This window comes from Arthrobacter sp. A5 (assembly GCF_051131705.1).
Taxonomy (GTDB): domain Bacteria; phylum Actinomycetota; class Actinomycetes; order Actinomycetales; family Micrococcaceae; genus Arthrobacter_M.
This window is the reverse complement of sequence record NZ_CP180316.1, coordinates 1832531-1850234: the sequence shown is the minus strand read 5'-3', so window position 1 is coordinate 1850234 and position 17704 is coordinate 1832531. Positions and strand designations below refer to the sequence as shown.

General features: G+C 64.9%; 14 protein-coding genes and 2 pseudogenes. 11 read left to right on the top strand and 5 right to left on the bottom strand.

Annotated elements, in window-relative coordinates:
* Positions 1-109: 109 nt before the first annotated feature.
* Positions 110-1510 carry an MFS transporter gene (locus tag ACLLJI_RS08535; RefSeq protein ID WP_434620232.1) on the top strand — a complete coding sequence of 467 codons (1401 nt, stop codon included), beginning with the start codon at positions 110-112 and terminating at the stop codon, positions 1508-1510.
* A gap of 633 nt (positions 1511-2143) precedes the next feature.
* Here the strand turns inward: ACLLJI_RS08535 and ACLLJI_RS08530 are convergent.
* The 5 genes and pseudogenes from ACLLJI_RS08530 to ACLLJI_RS08510 all read right to left on the bottom strand — a co-directional run.
* Positions 2144-2327: pseudogene (locus ACLLJI_RS08530) on the bottom strand (3-isopropylmalate dehydratase small subunit); the annotation flags it as partial.
* Positions 2328-2442: 115 nt separating this feature from the next.
* Positions 2443-2682: pseudogene (locus ACLLJI_RS08525) on the bottom strand (FAD-dependent monooxygenase); the annotation flags it as partial.
* Between the two features lie 132 nt (positions 2683-2814).
* Positions 2815-3150: a hypothetical protein gene (locus ACLLJI_RS08520; protein WP_434620229.1), complete on the bottom strand. Its 336-nt coding sequence runs from the start codon at positions 3148-3150 to the stop codon at positions 2815-2817.
* 183 nt (positions 3151-3333) lie between these two features.
* Positions 3334-3795, bottom strand: a complete 462-nt coding sequence (locus ACLLJI_RS08515; protein WP_434620227.1) for a hypothetical protein — start codon at positions 3793-3795, stop codon at positions 3334-3336.
* Positions 3773-5713 carry a primary-amine oxidase gene (locus tag ACLLJI_RS08510; protein ID WP_434620224.1) on the bottom strand — a complete coding sequence of 647 codons (1941 nt, stop codon included), beginning with the start codon at positions 5711-5713 and terminating at the stop codon, positions 3773-3775. Before ACLLJI_RS08510 ends, ACLLJI_RS08515 begins: the two co-directional genes overlap by 23 nt.
* Before the next feature lie 142 nt (positions 5714-5855).
* Between ACLLJI_RS08510 and ACLLJI_RS08505 the strand changes: the two genes are divergently transcribed.
* The 10 genes from ACLLJI_RS08505 (at position 5856) to ACLLJI_RS08460 (ending at position 17656) form a co-directional block, all read left to right on the top strand.
* Positions 5856-6467 carry a TetR/AcrR family transcriptional regulator gene (locus ACLLJI_RS08505; protein ID WP_434620221.1) on the top strand — a complete coding sequence of 204 codons (612 nt, stop codon included), beginning with the start codon at positions 5856-5858 and terminating at the stop codon, positions 6465-6467.
* Positions 6468-6643: 176 nt separating this feature from the next.
* The gene (locus ACLLJI_RS08500) at positions 6644-7615 is read left to right on the top strand and encodes a helix-turn-helix domain-containing protein (RefSeq protein ID WP_434620218.1); all 972 of its coding nucleotides are present in this window, start codon (positions 6644-6646) and stop codon (positions 7613-7615) included.
* 203 nt (positions 7616-7818) lie between these two features.
* Complete coding sequence (locus ACLLJI_RS08495) at positions 7819-9228, top strand: aldehyde dehydrogenase family protein (RefSeq protein WP_434620215.1); 1410 nt, start codon at positions 7819-7821, stop codon at positions 9226-9228.
* A 205-nt stretch (positions 9229-9433) separates the two neighbouring features.
* Complete coding sequence (locus ACLLJI_RS08490; RefSeq protein ID WP_434620212.1) at positions 9434-10942, top strand: APC family permease; 1509 nt, start codon at positions 9434-9436, stop codon at positions 10940-10942.
* A 250-nt stretch (positions 10943-11192) separates the two neighbouring features.
* Positions 11193-12695: a fumarylacetoacetate hydrolase family protein gene (locus ACLLJI_RS08485; protein WP_434620209.1), complete on the top strand. Its 1503-nt coding sequence runs from the start codon at positions 11193-11195 to the stop codon at positions 12693-12695.
* Positions 12692-13411, top strand: coding sequence for a GntR family transcriptional regulator (locus ACLLJI_RS08480; protein WP_434620206.1), 720 nt, complete (start codon positions 12692-12694; stop codon positions 13409-13411). Before ACLLJI_RS08485 ends, ACLLJI_RS08480 begins: the two co-directional genes overlap by 4 nt.
* Before the next feature lie 39 nt (positions 13412-13450).
* Complete coding sequence (gene hpaE / locus ACLLJI_RS08475; protein ID WP_434620203.1) at positions 13451-14956, top strand: 5-carboxymethyl-2-hydroxymuconate semialdehyde dehydrogenase; 1506 nt, start codon at positions 13451-13453, stop codon at positions 14954-14956.
* Positions 14957-14990: 34 nt separating this feature from the next.
* Entirely contained in the window at positions 14991-16064 is a 1074-nt protein-coding gene (hpaD, locus tag ACLLJI_RS08470) for a 3,4-dihydroxyphenylacetate 2,3-dioxygenase (protein ID WP_434620200.1), read from the top strand.
* A gap of 12 nt (positions 16065-16076) precedes the next feature.
* Positions 16077-16862 (top strand): 2-oxo-hept-4-ene-1,7-dioate hydratase, encoded by a 786-nt coding sequence (hpaH, locus tag ACLLJI_RS08465; RefSeq protein ID WP_434620197.1) that lies wholly within the window; start codon positions 16077-16079, stop codon positions 16860-16862.
* Entirely contained in the window at positions 16847-17656 is an 810-nt protein-coding gene (locus tag ACLLJI_RS08460) for an HpcH/HpaI aldolase family protein (RefSeq protein ID WP_434620194.1), read from the top strand. Before hpaH ends, ACLLJI_RS08460 begins: the two co-directional genes overlap by 16 nt.
* Positions 17657-17704 lie beyond the last annotated feature (48 nt).

Below are 17704 nucleotides of genomic sequence, written 5' to 3'. Positions count from 1 at the left end.
GCGTCATATTTGCACCTGGTGATCGTATATGATTTCATACATCATCAGCGGTTGCCGACAACGTTCGCCTCCGGCCACGGTGACGTGGCCACAATACTAAGGAAAACCAATGAGCACCCTGCCCCTCGCGCAGCGCAGACCGGCCCGGGAAAACCGCCGGGTAGCGTTCGCCACCATCGTCGGGACCACGATCGAGTGGTACGACTTTTTCATCTACGCCAACGCCGCCGGTTTGGTCTTCGCCAAGCTCTTCTTTGAGCCGGCGGGAAGTGACATAGGAATCCTGATCTCCTTCGCCTCAGTCGGCCTGAGCTTCCTGTTCCGTCCGCTGGGCGCGTTCCTCGCCGGACATTTCGGTGACAGGATCGGACGGCGGGCCATGTTGGTGATCACCCTGATCATGATGGGCGCGGCCACGACATTGATCGGCGTGCTCCCCACCTATGAATCAGCCGGAATCGTCGCCCCGATCCTCCTGCTGATGCTTCGCATCCTGCAGGGTATTTCCGCCGGGGGCGAGTGGGGCGGTGCCGTCCTGATGGCCGTCGAGCACGCTCCCCGGACCAGGCGCGGTCTGTTCGGTTCGTTCCCACAGCTGGGTGTTCCGCTGGGCATGCTGCTCGCCTCCGGCGTCCTGGCGCTTATGTCCGGAGTCATCTCCCCCGGCCAGGCCTTCATTGAGTGGGGCTGGCGCGTTCCGTTCCTGCTGAGCTTCGTTCTGATCATCGTCGGATACATCGTGCGGCGCAGCGTTGACGAGAGCCCGGTCTTCGAGGAAATCGCCAGGAAGAAGAAACAGACACGTGTGCCGATCGTTGAGCTGTTCAAGAAGCATTGGCTGCTGGTCATCATTGCCGCCCTGGTTTTCGCGGGAAACAACGCCGCCGGCTACATGACGACCGGCGGGTACATCCTGAATTACTCCACCCACCCCAAGGGTCTGCACATGGACCGCACCGAGGTCCTCCTTGCCGTCACCGGCTCTGCCGTTCTCTGGTTCATTTTCACCCTCGTGTCGGGATACCTCGCTGACTGGATCGGCCGTAAGAAGACCTACCTGATCGGCTACTCCTGCCTGGTGGTTACCGTCTTCCCGCTCTTCTGGCTGGTCAATACGGGCAACATCTGGTCACTCTTCCTGGGACTCGCCATGTTCACCGTGGGCCTTGGACTCACCTATGGTCCGCAGGCCGCCCTGTACAGCGAACTGTTCCCGGCATCCATCCGCTTCTCCGGAGTTGCGATCTCCTATGCCCTCGGCGCCATACTCGGCGGTGCCTTTGCGCCGACCATCGCCACTGCGCTGGTCCAGGCCACCGGAACCACCGTTTCGGTATCCGTTTACCTGCTGATCCTTGCGCTGATCTCCACGGGTGCCGTCCTGCTCGTCCGTGAACGCAAGGGTATTGACCTGAGCATCGATAACCAGGCAGAGCAGGAAGTTGGCGGCCTCGTGCTCGACCAGCGGCGCGGCGTTTCGACCGACGATGCCGTCAGGACAACGGCCTAGTGGGCATTTTCGTCAGTTCGTCGGGGGTTCGGATCCAAGCGGTTGGGTCAGCGCGGTAGTGCCCGCATGCGGTTGCGAGGGCGTCTTCTGCGCTACCGGCGGTATCACCGGGGGCAGGTAGGGATCCTGGTAGCCCTGGTGGCTGGCCCGGGGCGATGCTGCCGCGCGGTGCCGACGCTCAAGGTGACGCGCAATATGAGACCGGAACGTGGCCGGATATGTGCGGACCCTGACGATGCCGCACCCGTTATGGACCGGCACATGGGGTCTAGCAGCTGCGCTGATTTTTGCTGGTGCGCCCGGAGCCACCGAATGCTGAATCGGGTGCGCTGGTCCAGAACGGGTGCCGTCGCGATGACCGGGTGCCGCAGCGGGGCCCTGGTCCAGCACGGGCCGGGCTTCGCGTCCGCTGAAGCGCACCATGCCACGTATTGCCGGCCAAATGGAAGGATGCCGTGGAAATTTCCACGGCAACCGTCCATTTAACCGGCATGTTGAGTAACCGGCATGTTGAGTAACTGGCATGTTGAGTAACTGGCAAGTTGAGTAGCCGGCAATTGGGTAACCGGCAATGGAGCGGCTGAACCGGGCATCTGCCCCACCACGGCAAGGAACCTCCGGAGCAGGCGCCGGCTACGTCCGCACGGGCAGAGCCGCCGGCCGGAAGGCCGACCGCGTCGCTTCGAAACGCGGTGATGTCCGCTTCGTGGCGCAGCGTCAGCCCGATATCACCCAGGCCCTCCAGCAACCGCCAGCGCGTGCAGTCGTCGATGGCAAACCACGCAGTCACGGAACCGCAGTGCGCGGTCCTGGAAATACACCCGCAGGGACCTCAACAACAACCTGCAACGCATAAGCAAACACGAACAAGGACCGCAGCATAACCCCCGCCGAACCAACGAAAGTACCCACTAGCCCACAGCAATATGGGGCCGCGCCTGGATCCCGTCGGCTTGGCCAATCGCAAGACGACCGCCGCGACGCTCGACAATACGAGTGGTGATGCCGGGGAACTGTGAGAGTTGGGCGGCGGTGATCATGCCCGCCGGTCCCGAGCCGACAATGAGCACGTCCACCTCGTCGGGAAGCTCCTCGGGGCGGTCAATGCCGGTCCCCGCCGCCGATTGAATGCGCGGATCACCGGATACGCATCCGTGGTGGTGGAACTGCACAAGATCTCCTCACGACACTGTTGGCGGCTCGTTCACCACCATTATCCAACGTTCATTATTTGCGCATACAGTTCGAATAGTGCACAATACGCGTAGATATGCACATCGTCACGCGCAACTCTGCGACGAAGCTCATGGAACCTCCTGCTCAGACTGATTCTCGATGCCCCAGTCGATGCCCTTGCCGTCGCGGATCACGGACACGGCCCCGATGGTCAGCAGAGTCAACACCAGCACGTAGACATTGGGGCCAATCACCTCAACGGCCTTTGCCACGTACCCGGTGATTCCGGCGGTGGTGTGCAGTATGTGCGTGGCGATGACGTCGTTGGGATCCGGGGAGGCCCCCTGTTGGTCATGACGCTCATCGGTCTGGCCGCGGTCATCATCCTCCGCGACCGTCCCGGGATCGACCTCAGCGTCAACAACCAGGCGGAACAGGAAGTTGGCGCCACCATCTTCGACCACCGCCTGCCCGCCGCTGCCGGCGACTTGACCCGCGCGTTACCTCGTTCTTTACGCGCACGACACCGGGACCCGATTTTGGGGGGTGCCGCCGTCGTCCGTTTCACCCCGTTGAGGGGGCACTCAACCACGCCTTGACGGCCGCGAAGGGTGGTTGAGTGCCCCCTCAAGGGTGAGTCCACCGAGTCATTCCGCACCGCAAGTACGCGCCCGGCGCATCACCCATGCCGCCAGCACGGCGACCCCCAGCTCAAGGGCAATGACCCCCAACATGGCCGCCGAGTGGGAATTCGAACCCATCATTGGCATGGACATGGAAGTCGTTCCCCCGTGCTGGTGACCGGCCATGGAGACCGGCGCCAAAAGCAGGGCCGCATGCACAGCGACCATGATCAAGGCCATGGCGAAGAGGACCTGCACGCCCCTGTCATGCGTGTTGCGCCACACGGCCAATGCACAGGGGAGGCAGCCGGCGGCCATGAGCAGCATCAGCCCGCTTTCCCACGGCATCGACCGGCGCTCCCAGCCCATCCACAGGTGCGCGATGACCGAGGCAAGCGCGACGGCGGCGCACAGGCGCACGCGAAGCCTGCCTCGGACGCCGACCCCTACTTCGGGACGGGTGTCAGCAACGGCAGTGGTCGTCACCGTCGGGTCCGCTCTCATGCCGGGCCGGGCCGCTGGCAGGCACGTCAAGCACCGGGCTGCGGTCAAAGAACCCTTCCGGTCGCAGTTTGAAGCCGACGGAGTCAACGGGCATGATCGGCCAGTCCTCCACCCGCGGGAAATGTGTCAGCCCGAACGTGTGCCAGAGAACGATGTCCTGGCCGTCAATGTCGCGGTCTGCGGCGATGTAGGCGGGCAGACCGGCCCCACCACTGTGCTGGTTGACGAAGTCGCCGGTCGGGTAGCGCTCACCCTCCGCGAACCGGGTCACCCAAAGATCCTTCGTCGCAAACGCGGCCCGCTTGGCCACCGACGACTCCGGGTCCGCCAACAGCATGGGCTGGCCCTGGGGATGAAGCTTATAGGCCACCGCGTCCCCGAGCCGGTTCAGCGACGTCGGGTTGGATATCACCCACATCCGGCCGCTGCGTATTTCCGCCTCCCGGACGGCCTGGGACTCCGTGGCCAGCACCGTGCGCTTGCGGCTGAAGGCGTTGCCGCGTTCATTTCCCTCGCCCATGGGCACGCGCACCACGTCCTCCTCCTCCACCCGGTTCGCCAGTCCATCTACGGCCATGTCGAGGCGCGCCCCGAACAGGTGCTGGTGGTACGGCGCGCCAAGCCCGGGCGCCAGCTCGGAAGCGTACGGGTAACCCTTCCCGGGGTAGGCGCTGGTGAAGACGATCCCGGTGGCCTTGGCCTCGAACTCGATGGTTCCGTCCAGGTAGAGGTACCAGTAGAAGCCGTAGTCATAGTTCCCGATGGTGGTGAAGAAGGAGATCACCAGTCGGCGGTTGCGGCGGGTGTAGTCGATCCCGCTCCACAGGTCCGAGTGCTTGGACAGGATCGACCAGTCCTCTTCATGCATGCAGATGCCGTTGTGGATCTCGCGGGGGTTGCCGAAGGCGTCGCTTATCACCGGGCTCAGGTAGGTGATCTCACCCAGGCAGTCGCACCCGAGCTCCAGGGAATTTGCGTACTGGCCGACCAGGTATTCACCCGTGTCGAAGTAGTTTTGCCAGGACCGCACCGGAGACGGGTCGCCATAGGGGACAACCATTTCAGCAATGGAGGCGCGATTGATGATGGAGCGTTTCCGGCCGCCGTCGGCAAACGAAAGGTTGTGCAGGATGACGCCTTCGCGGGCGTCGAAGCCGACGTCCAGGCTCCATTTCTCCCATTCGACGTGGTTGCCGCCGGTGACGGTAAAGCTGGGACCCTCCGGCTGGGTGATGTTGATTGGCTTTTGTGTCTCCCGCACCGGGCCCGTCAGCCCGCGGTCGGTGTAGTTGCCGTGCTCCGCAGGAACAGGAACCACGCCATAGTCCAGCACCGCATCAACCGACTTGTTGACGACGTCGACGTACGCGACGAGGCCGTCGACGGGGTGGGCCCAGGCACTGTCCTGCGGAAAGTCCTGAACAAAGGCGAGCCCGCGCAGGATGCGCCGGCCCTTTTCCGCCGGGTATTCAAAGACGCCTGCGGACAGCGGCGCCACGCGCACCTTGGCAACGTCCAGGTTACGGGCCGCGAGCGCCTTGAGCCATTCGGGGTTGGTCGAGAGTATCGCCTCGACCACCTCGAATTCCTCTTCCAGGACCGGAAGCTCCCCCATCACCGCGGTGTCAACCTCGACGGCGGATTCGACGGCGCCCCGGGCCACCGAGACCACCACGTCCTTGGTTGCGGCCCCGGCAACGTCATGCAGGAACGCGCGGTACCGGCGGTCAAACGGAGCCGCCGCGGAGTGTCCCCGCGGCGGATCGAGCAGTCCCAGGTAGGCAAATCGCACCGCGTCTCCCAGCAGGCCGGCGGTGAGCAGAATGTCCCGAACTGCGGTGATTTCGGCGGCGGAGACCAGTGAATAGGCGGAGACTTCGACGTCCGTGGCGGCAGTCATGGCTACCCTTTCTGTGGGTCCGCGGCCAGGGCAGGCCTTGGAAAGTTTTATTCTATGAATGTAGAGAATACCCACACGTAAGATGCACCACAAGGGGTCAGCCCACAATAGTTCGCCGCTTCGGCCTGTCAGGAGAATCTGAGTGCCAAAGATTGTCAACCACGACCAGCGTCGACTGGAGCTGGCGGATGCCACATGGCGCATCATTGCCCGGCATGGGATCGAGGGCGCAACCATGCGTGAGATCGCCACCGAGGCCGGCTTTGCCAACGGGGCCCTGAAGCCGTATTTCCCCACCAAGGACGACCTCATCACATTTGCGTTCGGGCACGTGTTCAACAGAACGAATGAGCGCATTGCTGACATGTCGGCCGGCCTGGTCGGGTTGGCGGCCCTGCGCGCGTTTTGCCAAGAGGTCCTGCCCCTGGACGAGGACCGCATCAACGAAGCCCGCATCGTCATCCCGTTCTGGCAAAAGGCCCTGACGGACCCAGCCAAGGCCCGACTGCATGAAACGTCAATGAACCAGTGGCGCTCCGCGCTGGAGGAACATCTGCGCCTGGCACGGGATCGAGGCGAGGTCACCGTGGCGACATCCGATGACGACATTGTCAACCAACTGATGAGCATGCTGCTGGGGGCCCAGATCGTCGCCGCCATGTCACCGGACGAACACCTGCCGGCCCAATTGAGCGCACAGCTGGACGCCTACCTCCTGCTGTTGGACCCCGCGGATGCATCAGCTACTCGGTAAAAAGCTAGTTTTTATTCGCCGATCGTCGAAAATAAGTGACAATGGCCACACAAGTCACTAGAGTGATGGAAAAGTGTTGTCCGCCACAGTTCCGCCAGGATGCCGCCCCGGCGTTGGGCACCGGCGGCCAGCACATTCCCGCCCCAAGGGCACTCGCACCACTAGGGGATTTTCGAATGACCGCCGCTCTCGAAACCGCCGACGCCGTCCAAACCGCCGTCGCCCATTCCTTCTCCGCGTGGCATGACTTAATCTCCAAATCCTTCGTGCCGCTGCATGTCCGCTCCAGCGACCCCGACCATTTTCAAGGCCGGCTGCGCTCCCGGCTCCTGGATGAGCTGTCCATCATCGAGGTCACGGCCACTGGCCACAGCGTGCACCGCACCCCGTCGCTCATTGCCCGTTCGGACCGTCTCTATTTCAAGCTCAACCTGCAGCTGGCCGGCACCGGTATCCTGGTCCAGGACAACCGCGAGGCCGTCCTCCACCCCGGCGACCTGGCCGTGTATGACACCCACCGCCCCTACACATTGGCTTACGAGTCCGACTTCCGCACGCTGGTGCTCATGTTCCCCCACGATGCCCTTGACCTGCCGGCCGGTTCAGTCGGCCGGCTGACGGCCACGCGGATGGCCGCCGACAAGGGGCTCGGTCGGATGATCAGCCCCTTCATGACCCAGCTGGCGGAAAATCTCGACGTATTCTCGGGCCCCAGCGGGCATCGGCTGGCGCACAACGCCGTGGACCTGCTCAGCACCATGTTCGCGGCGGAGCTGGACCAGGCAGTGGACGGCCCCGAGCGCCCGCACGACGAGCTCCTGGGCAGGATCCGCCGTTTCATCGAGGCAAACCTGGCCGATCCGGAGCTGTCCCCGGCCAGCATCGCCGCCGCGCATTTCATCTCCACGCGGCACCTGCACAATGTTTTCCAGGAGGCGGGAACCACGGTGGCCCACTGGATCCGCACACGGCGGCTGGAGAATTGCCGGCGCGAGCTGCGCGACCCGCTGCTGGCGCACCGGCCGGTCAGTGGCATTGCCGCCCGGTGGGGCCTCGTCGACGCGGCACATTTCAGCCGCATCTTCCGATCCGCCTTCGGCGAGCCACCCAGCGCCTACCGGCGCCCCGCTGGCCGCGCCGCAGCCTGAAGGCGTGGCCGCCGCCGTTAAATAGACCCCTAAAATCCGCCCTGTTCCTTCCGAAGTCAACACACTCGCGACAATGTTTGTTCGCCTTGGGTCAACAGCCCTTCGCGGATCGGCAAGACAGAAGCTGGGTGACCAACAACACTTGACGTATCGCGGCATCGCCCCACCGGGACTTGCACCTACCGACTTGAAGTGGAGTATTCATGGAAACGCACACTGACCTCCTAACGGCCATTACACCAATCTCCGGCAACACCCGAACCCTGCTGGACCCCGCCACGGGGGAAGCTGTGGGCGAGGCACCGGTTCACGATGTTGAGGATCTGGAGCGTGCCGTGGCTGCCGCCGCTGCCGCCCAGCCAGCGTGGGCTGCGCTCGGCCATGAGGCGCGAAGCGAAGCACTGCTCAAGGCAGCCGACGCCGTCGGGCGCTCCGCTGAAGAACTCGCCCGGCTGCTCTCCCGCGAGCAGGGCAAGCCGCTGAACGGCCCCAACGCGCGCTTCGAGGTCGGCGCCTGTTCCGCATGGCTGCGCGCCGCCGCCGCAACCGAGCTGACTGCGGAGACCGTGGTCGACGACGGCGAGACGCATGCCGAAATCCACTACCGAGCCATCGGCGTCGTCGGCGCGATCGGCCCGTGGAACTGGCCCATGATGATCGCGGTCTGGCAGATCGCCCCGGCCCTGCGCATGGGCAATGCCGTGGTCGTCAAGCCGTCCGAGTACACCCCTCTTAGCGTCCTCGCACTGGTCCAGGTGCTGAACCAGGAGCTTCCCGAGGGCCTGCTCTCGGTAGTCTGCGGCGGCAGGGAGGTCGGCGCCCGTTTGGCCGAACACCCCGCGATCGGCAAGATCATGTTCACCGGTTCCACGGCAACGGGGAAGGCCATCATCAAATCCTCGGCCGACACCGTCAAGCGCCTGACCCTTGAACTCGGCGGCAACGACGCCGGGATCGTTCTCCCCGACGCCGATCCGCAAGCCATCGCTGAAGACCTGTTCTGGGGTGCGTTCATCAACACCGGCCAGACCTGTGCGGCCCTGAAGCGCCTCTATGTGCACGAGGACATCTATGACGAGGTCTGCGAAGCACTTACGGCCGTCGCCGCCGCAGTGCCGATGGGCGTGGGGCTGGACGAGGCGAACGTGCTCGGACCGCTGCAGAACAAGCAGCAATACGACATCGTGTCCCGGCTCGTGGAAGCTGCCAGGGACTCCGGCGCCCGGGTGCTGCTGGGCGGGAACCCGGACCTGGAGCAGCCCGGCTACTTCTACCCGACCACACTCGTGGCGGACATCGACAACAACAACCCGCTGGTGGCCGAGGAACAATTCGGGCCAGCCCTGCCCATCATCCGGTACAGCACCGTCGACGAGGCGGTGGCCATGGCCAACGGCCTTGACGTCGGACTCGGGGCCTCCGTCTGGTCGTCCGACCCGGCCAAGGCCCGCAGCGTGGCGGCGCGCATCCAGGCCGGCACCGTGTGGATCAACAAACACGGCGCCGTGGACCCCCGCATTCCGTTCGGCGGGGCCAAGCAGTCCGGCTACGGGCTCGAATTCGGGATTGAGGGACTGAAATCCCTCGGCGTCCCGCAAGTGATCAACGGTTAAGGTCTGCAGCGGACCAATCCCCCAACGAGGGGCCGTCGTCACGTCATGTGGCGGCGGCCCCTCGCGTTGTCATACCAAAACCTGCCGACCTACGGCACCACGGAAGTCCTGCACCGTAAGTCAACGACGGTGCCGCGAACAACAAACCATACAGTGTGACAGGTGCCACACTCAAATCATCCTTATTCTCCCAATGGAGGTTTTAATGTCACCCGAACAAACCATGCCGATGACGGGCCTGTCGGCCGGCACCGGATCGAGCAAGGGCCTGAGCAAGCGCACGCTCGGCGTGCCTGCCCTCGTCTTCATGATCATTGCAGCCTCCGCCCCCTTGACGGTGGTGGCAGGCGGAATTCCCAGCAACTTTGCCGTCACGGAAAATGTCGGCATCCCCCTGTCGTTCATCGTGCTCGGCGTCTGCCTCGTGCTCTTCGCTGTTGGATATGCGGCCATGAGCGCGCACATCCGCAATGCGGGCGCATTTTATGCCTATATTGCCCAAGGCATCGGGCGCGCCACCGGGGTGGGCGCCGCATGGGTGGCGTTGATCTCCTACAACGCGATGCAGATCGGGATCTACGGCCTTTTCGGATTTGCCTCCGCGTCCTTCGTCAACGGCAAGTTTGGCCTCAATGTCCCGTGGTGGGTGACGGCCTTGGTTGGCTTCGTCATCGTTGGCTGGTTGGGGATCAATAAGGTTGACTTGTCGGCTAAGATCATCGGCGTGCTCGTGGCGCTCGAATTCGTTGCGGTCATCGTTTTCGACGTTGTGTCCTTCGCCGTCAGCCCGGAAGGTATGAGCGGTGCGGGATTGGCGCCGTCGAGCTTGTTCACCGCCGGTGTCGGGGCGGCCCTGGCATTCAGCATGGCTGCATTCATGGGCTTCGAATCGGCCGCGATTTACAGCGAAGAGGCCAAGGATCCGACCCGCTCCATCGCCCGTGCGACATATATCGCCGTCGGCGTCATTTCGCTCTTCTACGCCTTCTCCGGCTGGGCCATGACCGTCGGCACGGGCCCCGGCCAGATCGTCGCGGAGTCGCAGAAATTTGGCCCGGACCTGCTGTTCGTTTTCCTCTCCGGACACGGCGCGGCCATCGTTTCCGACATCGCCCAGGTTCTGTTCATCACCAGTCTCCTGGCAGCCTTGATTGCCTTCCACAACGCGGTGGCCCGGTATGTCTTCTCGCTGGGGCGAGAAAGCGTGCTGCCCCGCGGGTTCGCCCGCGTCAACGCCCGGCATGCACCGGTTGCCGGATCCCTGACCCAGTCCACGCTGGCCCTGGTCATGCTCGCGGTGTTCGCCGTCGCCGGAATCAGTTCCGCCATGGGAGAGCTGTACCCCGTGCTGACCTTCTTCACCTGGCTGACCAACACGGCAGCCTTTGGCCTGGTGTTGCTCCTGGTCTTGATTTCCGTGGCAGTCATCGGCTACTTCCGCAAGCACAGTGCGGGGTATTCGCTGTGGACACGGCTGATCGCACCGGGGCTGGCCACGCTCACGCTTGGCACCGTTTTCGTGCTGATCGTGGTCAACTTCAATGTGTTGATCGGCTCGGACGGGTTCTCTCCCCTGTCCTGGATCCTGCCCGCACTGGTGGTTGTTCCGGGCATAGCTGGACTGTTGTGGGGCCTGCGGCTGAAGAAGAACCGGCCCGAAATTTACCGGGGCATTGGCTTTGGCGGGGCGCCGGATCCGGCCAGCATCGACTGAGAGCCTCACCAACACGACTCTTGAGTTCCCAACACTCGCAAGCTCGACGCCGACACTCCCCTTGGGCGTGAAGGTCACCAACGCGTAGGCGGATGAAGAATACGCCTGTGATGGAAAAATTTAACCGTTCAAGGGTTTGACGTGACGGAAGTTACAGGGCAGAGTAGATCGTATACGATTTTGTACTTGATAACGGCAGCCAGTCACCAAGGCCGCAGCAAGCCAACCATTTTCAGCCCAGGAGAGTTCCGTGGAACAAGTCACCGCAGCCACCGTCAAGCAGGCCGGCAAGGTCGTTGCCGTCCATCTGGCGTACCAGTCGCGGGCCGACCAGCGCGGGCGCACCCCGGCCAAGCCGTCCTACTTCCTCAAGGCGTCGTCGTCACTGAGCCTGACCGGTTCCGAGATCGAGCGCCCCGCCGGTTGTGAACTCCTCGCCTACGAAGGCGAGATCGCCCTGGTGATCGGCACGGCCGCCCGCCGCGTCAGCCCCGAGGCCGCCTGGACGCACGTCGGGCACGTCACCGCCAGCAACGACCTCGGCGTCTACGACCTCAAGTACGCGGACAAGGGCTCCAACGTCCGCTCCAAGTCCGGGGACGGCTTCACCCCCTTCGGCCCCGGACTGATTCCCGCGGCCGACGTCGACCCGACCGCCCTGCGCGTGCGCACCTGGGTTAACGGCGAACCCGTCCAGGACGACACCACGGCCGCACTGATCTTCCCGTTCAGCCAGATCGTCGCGGACCTGTCCCAGCTCATGACGCTGGAACCGGGCGACGTCATCCTCACCGGGACCCCGGCCGGCTCCTCAGTTGCCGTGCCCGGCGACGTCATCGAGGTGGAAGTCAGCTCCCCCGCCCCAGGATTGAGCACTGCAGGATCGAACACGGCAGGATTGAGCACCGGGCGGCTGCGCACCGTCGTCATCCAAGGCGAAGCGCCATTCGCCGACTTTGGCAACGGGCCCAAGGCCGCCGATGCCGACCGCGAGGACGCCTACGGCTCCGCCGAAGCTGCCGGCCTGAAACCGAAGGGCCTCAGCGCCGAGCTCAAGCGAAAGCTGACCAGCGTCGGCACCGCCACGCTGAGCGCCCAGCTGCGCAAGCGCGGGCTGAACAACGTCAGCATCGACGGCCTGAAATCCACCCGCCCCGAGCTGCGGATCGCGGGCATGGCCCGCACCCTGCGCTACGTGCCCAACCGCGAGGACCTGTTCAAGGCGCACGGCGGCGGCTACAACGCCCAGAAGCGCATCATCAACACGCTCAACGACGGCGACGTGCTGGTCATGGAGGCCCGCGGCGAGCCCGGCACAGGCACCGTGGGCGACATCCTGGCCCTGCGCGCCCAGGTCAAGGGCGCCGCGGCCATCGTGACCGACGGCGGTGTCCGCGACGTTGCCGCCGTGGCCGCCCTGGACATGCCGACCTTCTTCACCGGCGCCCACCCCGCGGTCCTCGGCCGCAAGCACATCCCCTGGGACACGGACCTGACCATCTCCTGCGGCGGAGCCACCGTTCAGCCCGGCGACATCATCGTCGGCGACGCTGACGGAGTGCTGGTGATCCCGCCGTCGCTGGCGGAAGAAGTGGCCGACGACGCCATCGCCCAGGAGCATGAGGAAACCTATATCGCCGAAATGGTCGCCGAAGGCAACAGCGTGGAGGGACTTTACCCGATGAACGCAGCGTGGAAGGCCAGGTTCGCCGAATGGGCCGCCACGCATCCGAACCCGGCAGCACAACCGTGAGCAGCTCAGCACCATACAGCACAGCACCTGGCAACGAAACCAGCAGCAAGTCCGAGCGGGCCTACGCCGCCATCAAGGAAAAGATCCTCGGCGGCGAATACAATCCCGGCTACCGGCTGGTGCTGGCCAAGCTGGCCGACGACCTCGGCTTCAGCGTGGTGCCGGTACGCGAGGCCATCCGCCGGCTGGAGGCCGAAAACTTCGTCACCTTTGAGCGCAATGTCGGCGCCACGGTGGCCGGGATCGACCCCACCGAGTACCTGTACACCATGCAGACCCTGAGCATCGTGGAGGGTGCCGCCACCGCACTGTCCGCCCCCTTGATCACGGCGTCCGACATTGCGCGGGCCCGGGCCGTCAACGCCGCAATGCGCGAATGCCTGGCACATTTTGACCCCATCAGCTTCACGGCGCTGAACCTGGAATTCCACAGCGTCCTGTTTGAAAACTGCCCCAACCCGCACATCCTGGACCTGGTCCACCGCGGCTGGAACCGATTGCAGGCCCTGCGTTCCTCCACGTTCAACTACGTCCCGGGCCGGGCCAGCGAATCAGTCGCCGAGCACGAGGCGCTGCTGCAGCTGCTGGAAAGCGGGGCCGGGGCCGACGACGTCGAACGCGCCGCCCGCGCCCACCGCGCCGCCACCCTGGACGCCTACCTTGCCCGCAGTGCCCCAGAAGAGCCGGCTCACGCTCCTTTGACCCCCTCCTACTAGACAAGCCCACCGAGCAAACCGAAGAAAAGGACAAACTCAATGGCTGAGCACTACCTCCCGGAGAACCTCCCCACCCACATCCAGCACTACATCGACGGCAAGAAAGTCGATTCCGTCGGCGGGGCGACCTTCGACGTGCTGGATCCCGTCTCCAACACCAACTATGCAACGGCCGCCGCCGGCCAAAAAGAGGACATCGACCTCGCCGTGGCCGCCGCCACCAAGGCCTTCAACGAGGGCCCCTGGCCGCGCATGAAGCCGCGCGAGCGGGCCCGCATCCTGAACAAGATCGCCGACGCCGTCGAGGCCCAGGAGGCGCGGCTCGCCGAGTTGGAAACCTTTGACTCCGGCCTGCCCATCACCCAGTCCCGCGGCCAGGCGCTGCGGGCGGCGGAGAACTTCCGCTTCTTCGCCGATTTGATCGTGGCCCAGTTCGACGACGCCATGAAGGTCCCCGGCGCCCAAATCAACTACGTCAACCGCAAGCCGATCGGCGTCGCCGGGCTCATCACGCCCTGGAACACGCCGTTCATGCTGGAATCCTGGAAGCTGGCGCCCGCGCTGGCTTCCGGCTGCACCGTGGTGCTCAAGCCGGCCGAGTTCACGCCGTTGTCCGCCTCCCTCTGGGCCACCATCTTTGAGGAAGCCGGCCTCCCGCACGGCGTGTTCAACTTGGTCAACGGGCTCGGCGAGGACGCCGGCGACGCGCTGGTCAAGCACCCGGACGTGCCGCTGATCTCCTTCACGGGAGAGACCACCACGGGCCAGACCATCTTCCGCAACGCCGCCACCAACCTCAAGGGCCTGTCCATGGAACTGGGCGGCAAGAGCCCCTGCGTTGTCTTCGCCGACGCCAACCTCGATGCAGCGATCGACTCCGCCCTGTTCGGCGTCTTCTCACTCAACGGCGAGCGCTGCACGGCCGGCTCCCGCATCCTGGTGGAGCGGGCCATCTACGACGAATTCTGCGAAAAGTACGCGGCCCGGGCCAAGAACATCGTGGTGGGCGACCCCCACGACCCCAAGACCGAGGTGGGTGCGCTGGTCCACCCGGAGCACTACAACAAGGTCATGTCCTACGTGGAAATCGGCAAGTCCGAGGGCCGCCTGCTCGCCGGCGGCGGCCGCCCCGAGGGCTTGGACACCGGCAACTATGTGGCCCCCACCGTCTTCGCGGACGTGAAGCCGGAGGCCCGGATCTTCCAGGAGGAAATCTTCGGCCCCGTTGTGGCCATCACCCCTTTTGAGAACGACGACGAGGCGCTGGCCCTGGCGAACGGCGTCAAGTACGGCCTGGCCGCCTACATCTGGACGCAAAACCTGACCCGGGCCCACAATTTCGCCCAGAACGTCGAGGCCGGCATGGTGTGGCTGAACAGCCACAACGTCCGCGACCTGCGTACCCCGTTCGGTGGAGTCAAGGCCTCGGGCCTGGGCCACGAGGGCGGCTTCCGCTCCATCGACTTCTACACCGACCAGCAGGCCGTGCACATCACGCTCGGCACCGTCCACACCCCGAAATTCGGCGCCTCCGCCACGAACTGACCACCGCGCATACTAGCTCACTGAGGAGTTCCCCATGACCGACTTCATCCCCACCCCCACCGTCCCGGCCCCGGACATTGTCCGCTGCGCCTACATGGAACTGGTGGTCACCGACCTGTCCAAATCCCGCGAATTCTACGTGGACGTGCTGGGCCTGCACGTCACCGAAGAGGACGAGAACACCATCTACCTGCGCTCCCTGGAGGAGTTCATCCACCACAACCTGGTGCTGCGCAAGGGCCCCGTGGCCGCCGTCGCCGTTGCCGCATTCCGAGTGAAGTCCACGGCCGAGGTGGATGCCGCCGAGGCCTACTACAAGGAACTGGGCTGCCGCACCGAACGCCGCAGGGACGGCTTCGTCAAGGGCATCGGCGACGCCGTTCGCGTGGAGGACCCGCTGGGCTTCCCCTACGAGTTCTTCTTTGAGACCGAGCACGTGGAGCGGCTCACCCAGCGCTACGACCTCTACACGGCCGGCGAGCTGGTCCGTCTGGACCACTTCAACCAGGTCACCCCCGACGTCCCCCGCGGCCGCAAGTACCTCGAGGACCTGGGCTTCCGCGTCTCCGAGGACATCAAGGACTCCGACGGCGTCAGCTACGCGGTATGGATGCACCGCAAGCAGACCGTCCACGACACCGCCCTGACCGGCGGCGACGGCCCCCGCATGCACCACCTCGCCTTCGCCACGCACGAGAAGCACAACATCATCCAGATCTGCGACAAGATGGGCGCCCTGCGCATTTCCGACCGGATCGAACGCGGCCCCGGGCGCCACGGCGTCTCCAACGCCTTCTACCTGTACATCCTGGACCCGGACGACCACCGTGTGGAAATCTACACGCAGGACTACTACACCGGCGACCCCGACAACCCCGTCGTCACCTGGGACGTCCACGACAACCAGCGCCGCGACTGGTGGGGCAACCCCGTGGTCCCTTCCTGGTACACCGAGGCTTCCCTGGTCCTGGACCTGGACGGCAATCCGCAGCCCGTCATCAAGCGCACCGACTCGTCCGAGATGGCCGTCACCGTCGGCGCCGACGGCTTCTCCTACACCCGCGAACCGGGCGAGGAACGCGGCTTCAAGATGGGCAACCAGCTCTAAGGGAGACAGAACATGCTTGATGATGACACCATTGCGCGCATTGCCGACGAACTGGTGGAGGCCGGCCGGAGCCGGGTTCCGGCGCCACGGTTGACGCAGCGGTACCCGGAGATGACGGTGGAGGACTCCTACCGTGTGCAGAGCCTGTGGCGGCAGCGCGGCGAGGCTGCCGGACGGGTGCTGGGCGGGCACAAGATTGGCCTGACGTCCAAGGCCATGCAGTACGCCACGGGCATCACGGAGCCGGACTACGGGATCATCTTCAAGGACATGATCCTGGAGAACGGCTGCACGGTGCAGTGGAACCAGTACTCGCACCCCCGCATTGAAGTTGAGCTGGCCTTCCTGCTCAAGGAGGACGTCGCCGGCCCGGACGCTACCATTTTCGATGTCCTGCGCGCCACCGAGTACGTGGTGCCCGCGCTGGAGATCCTCGATTCCCGGATCGAAATGGAGGGCCGAACCATCGTGGACACCATCAGCGACAACGCCGCCATGGGCGCCATGGTGGTGGGCGGGACCCCGGTGAAGCCCGACGACGTCGACCTCCGCTGGGTCTCCGCCATCCTGTACAAGAACCAGACCGTGGAAGAAACCGGGGTGGCGGCCGGCGTGCTGAACCACCCGGCGTCGGGCGTGTCCTGGCTGGCGAACAAGATCGCCCCGCACGGTGACGTGCTCAAGGCCGGGGAGCTCATCCTTGCCGGCTCGTTCACCCGCCCCATGTGGGTCCATGCCGGGGACACCGTCTTCGCCGACTACGGAAAGCTGGGCACCATCACATGCCGCTTCGAATAAAGCCCGCTCCGTCGTTCAAGGACGCGCTGGCCGCCGCGGACCGTCCGCTGGCCGGCATGTGGGTGTGTTCCGGCAGCCCGCTGGTCGCGGAAATCTGCGCCGGGGCCGGGCTGGACTGGCTGCTGGTCGACGCCGAGCACAGCCCCAACGGCCTTGAATCCATCCTGGCCCAGCTGCAGGCCGTGAACGGCTACCCGGTCACGGCCGTGGTACGCCCGCCGGTCAACGACGCCGTGGTGATCAAGCAGTACCTGGACCTGGGCGCGCAGTCGCTGCTGATCCCCATGGTCCACACGGCCGACGACGCTGCTGCCGCGGTGGCCGCCGCCCGCTACCCGCCGCACGGCGTCCGCGGCGTCGGTTCCGCCCTGGCCCGGTCCGCACGGTGGAACCGCATCCCGGACTACCTTGCAACGGCAGCGGAAACCATCACCCTTATGGTGCAGATCGAATCCACCCAGGCCGTGGAAAACGCGGCCGGGATTGTGGCCGCGGACGGAATCGACGCCGTGTTCATCGGGCCGTCGGACCTGGCCGCGTCCATGGGCGTGCTGGGACAGCAGGAACATCCCGACGTCGTCGCCGCCGTCGAACACTGCATCAAGGTGGCCAAGGCGGCCGGCAAGCCGGTGGGCGTGAACGCCTTCGCCCAGGAAACCGCCCGCCGCTACCTCGATGCAGGCGTCGACTTCATTCTGGTCGGCGCCGATGTGGCCCTGCTGGCCCGCGGCAGCGAAGCCCTCGCCAACACGTACGTCCCGGCGTCCGACGCCGGGCCAACCACCAGCTACTAATCCCCACGCCCTCCCCCCGCTCGCAAGCTCGCGGCGGGTCCCTCGGGC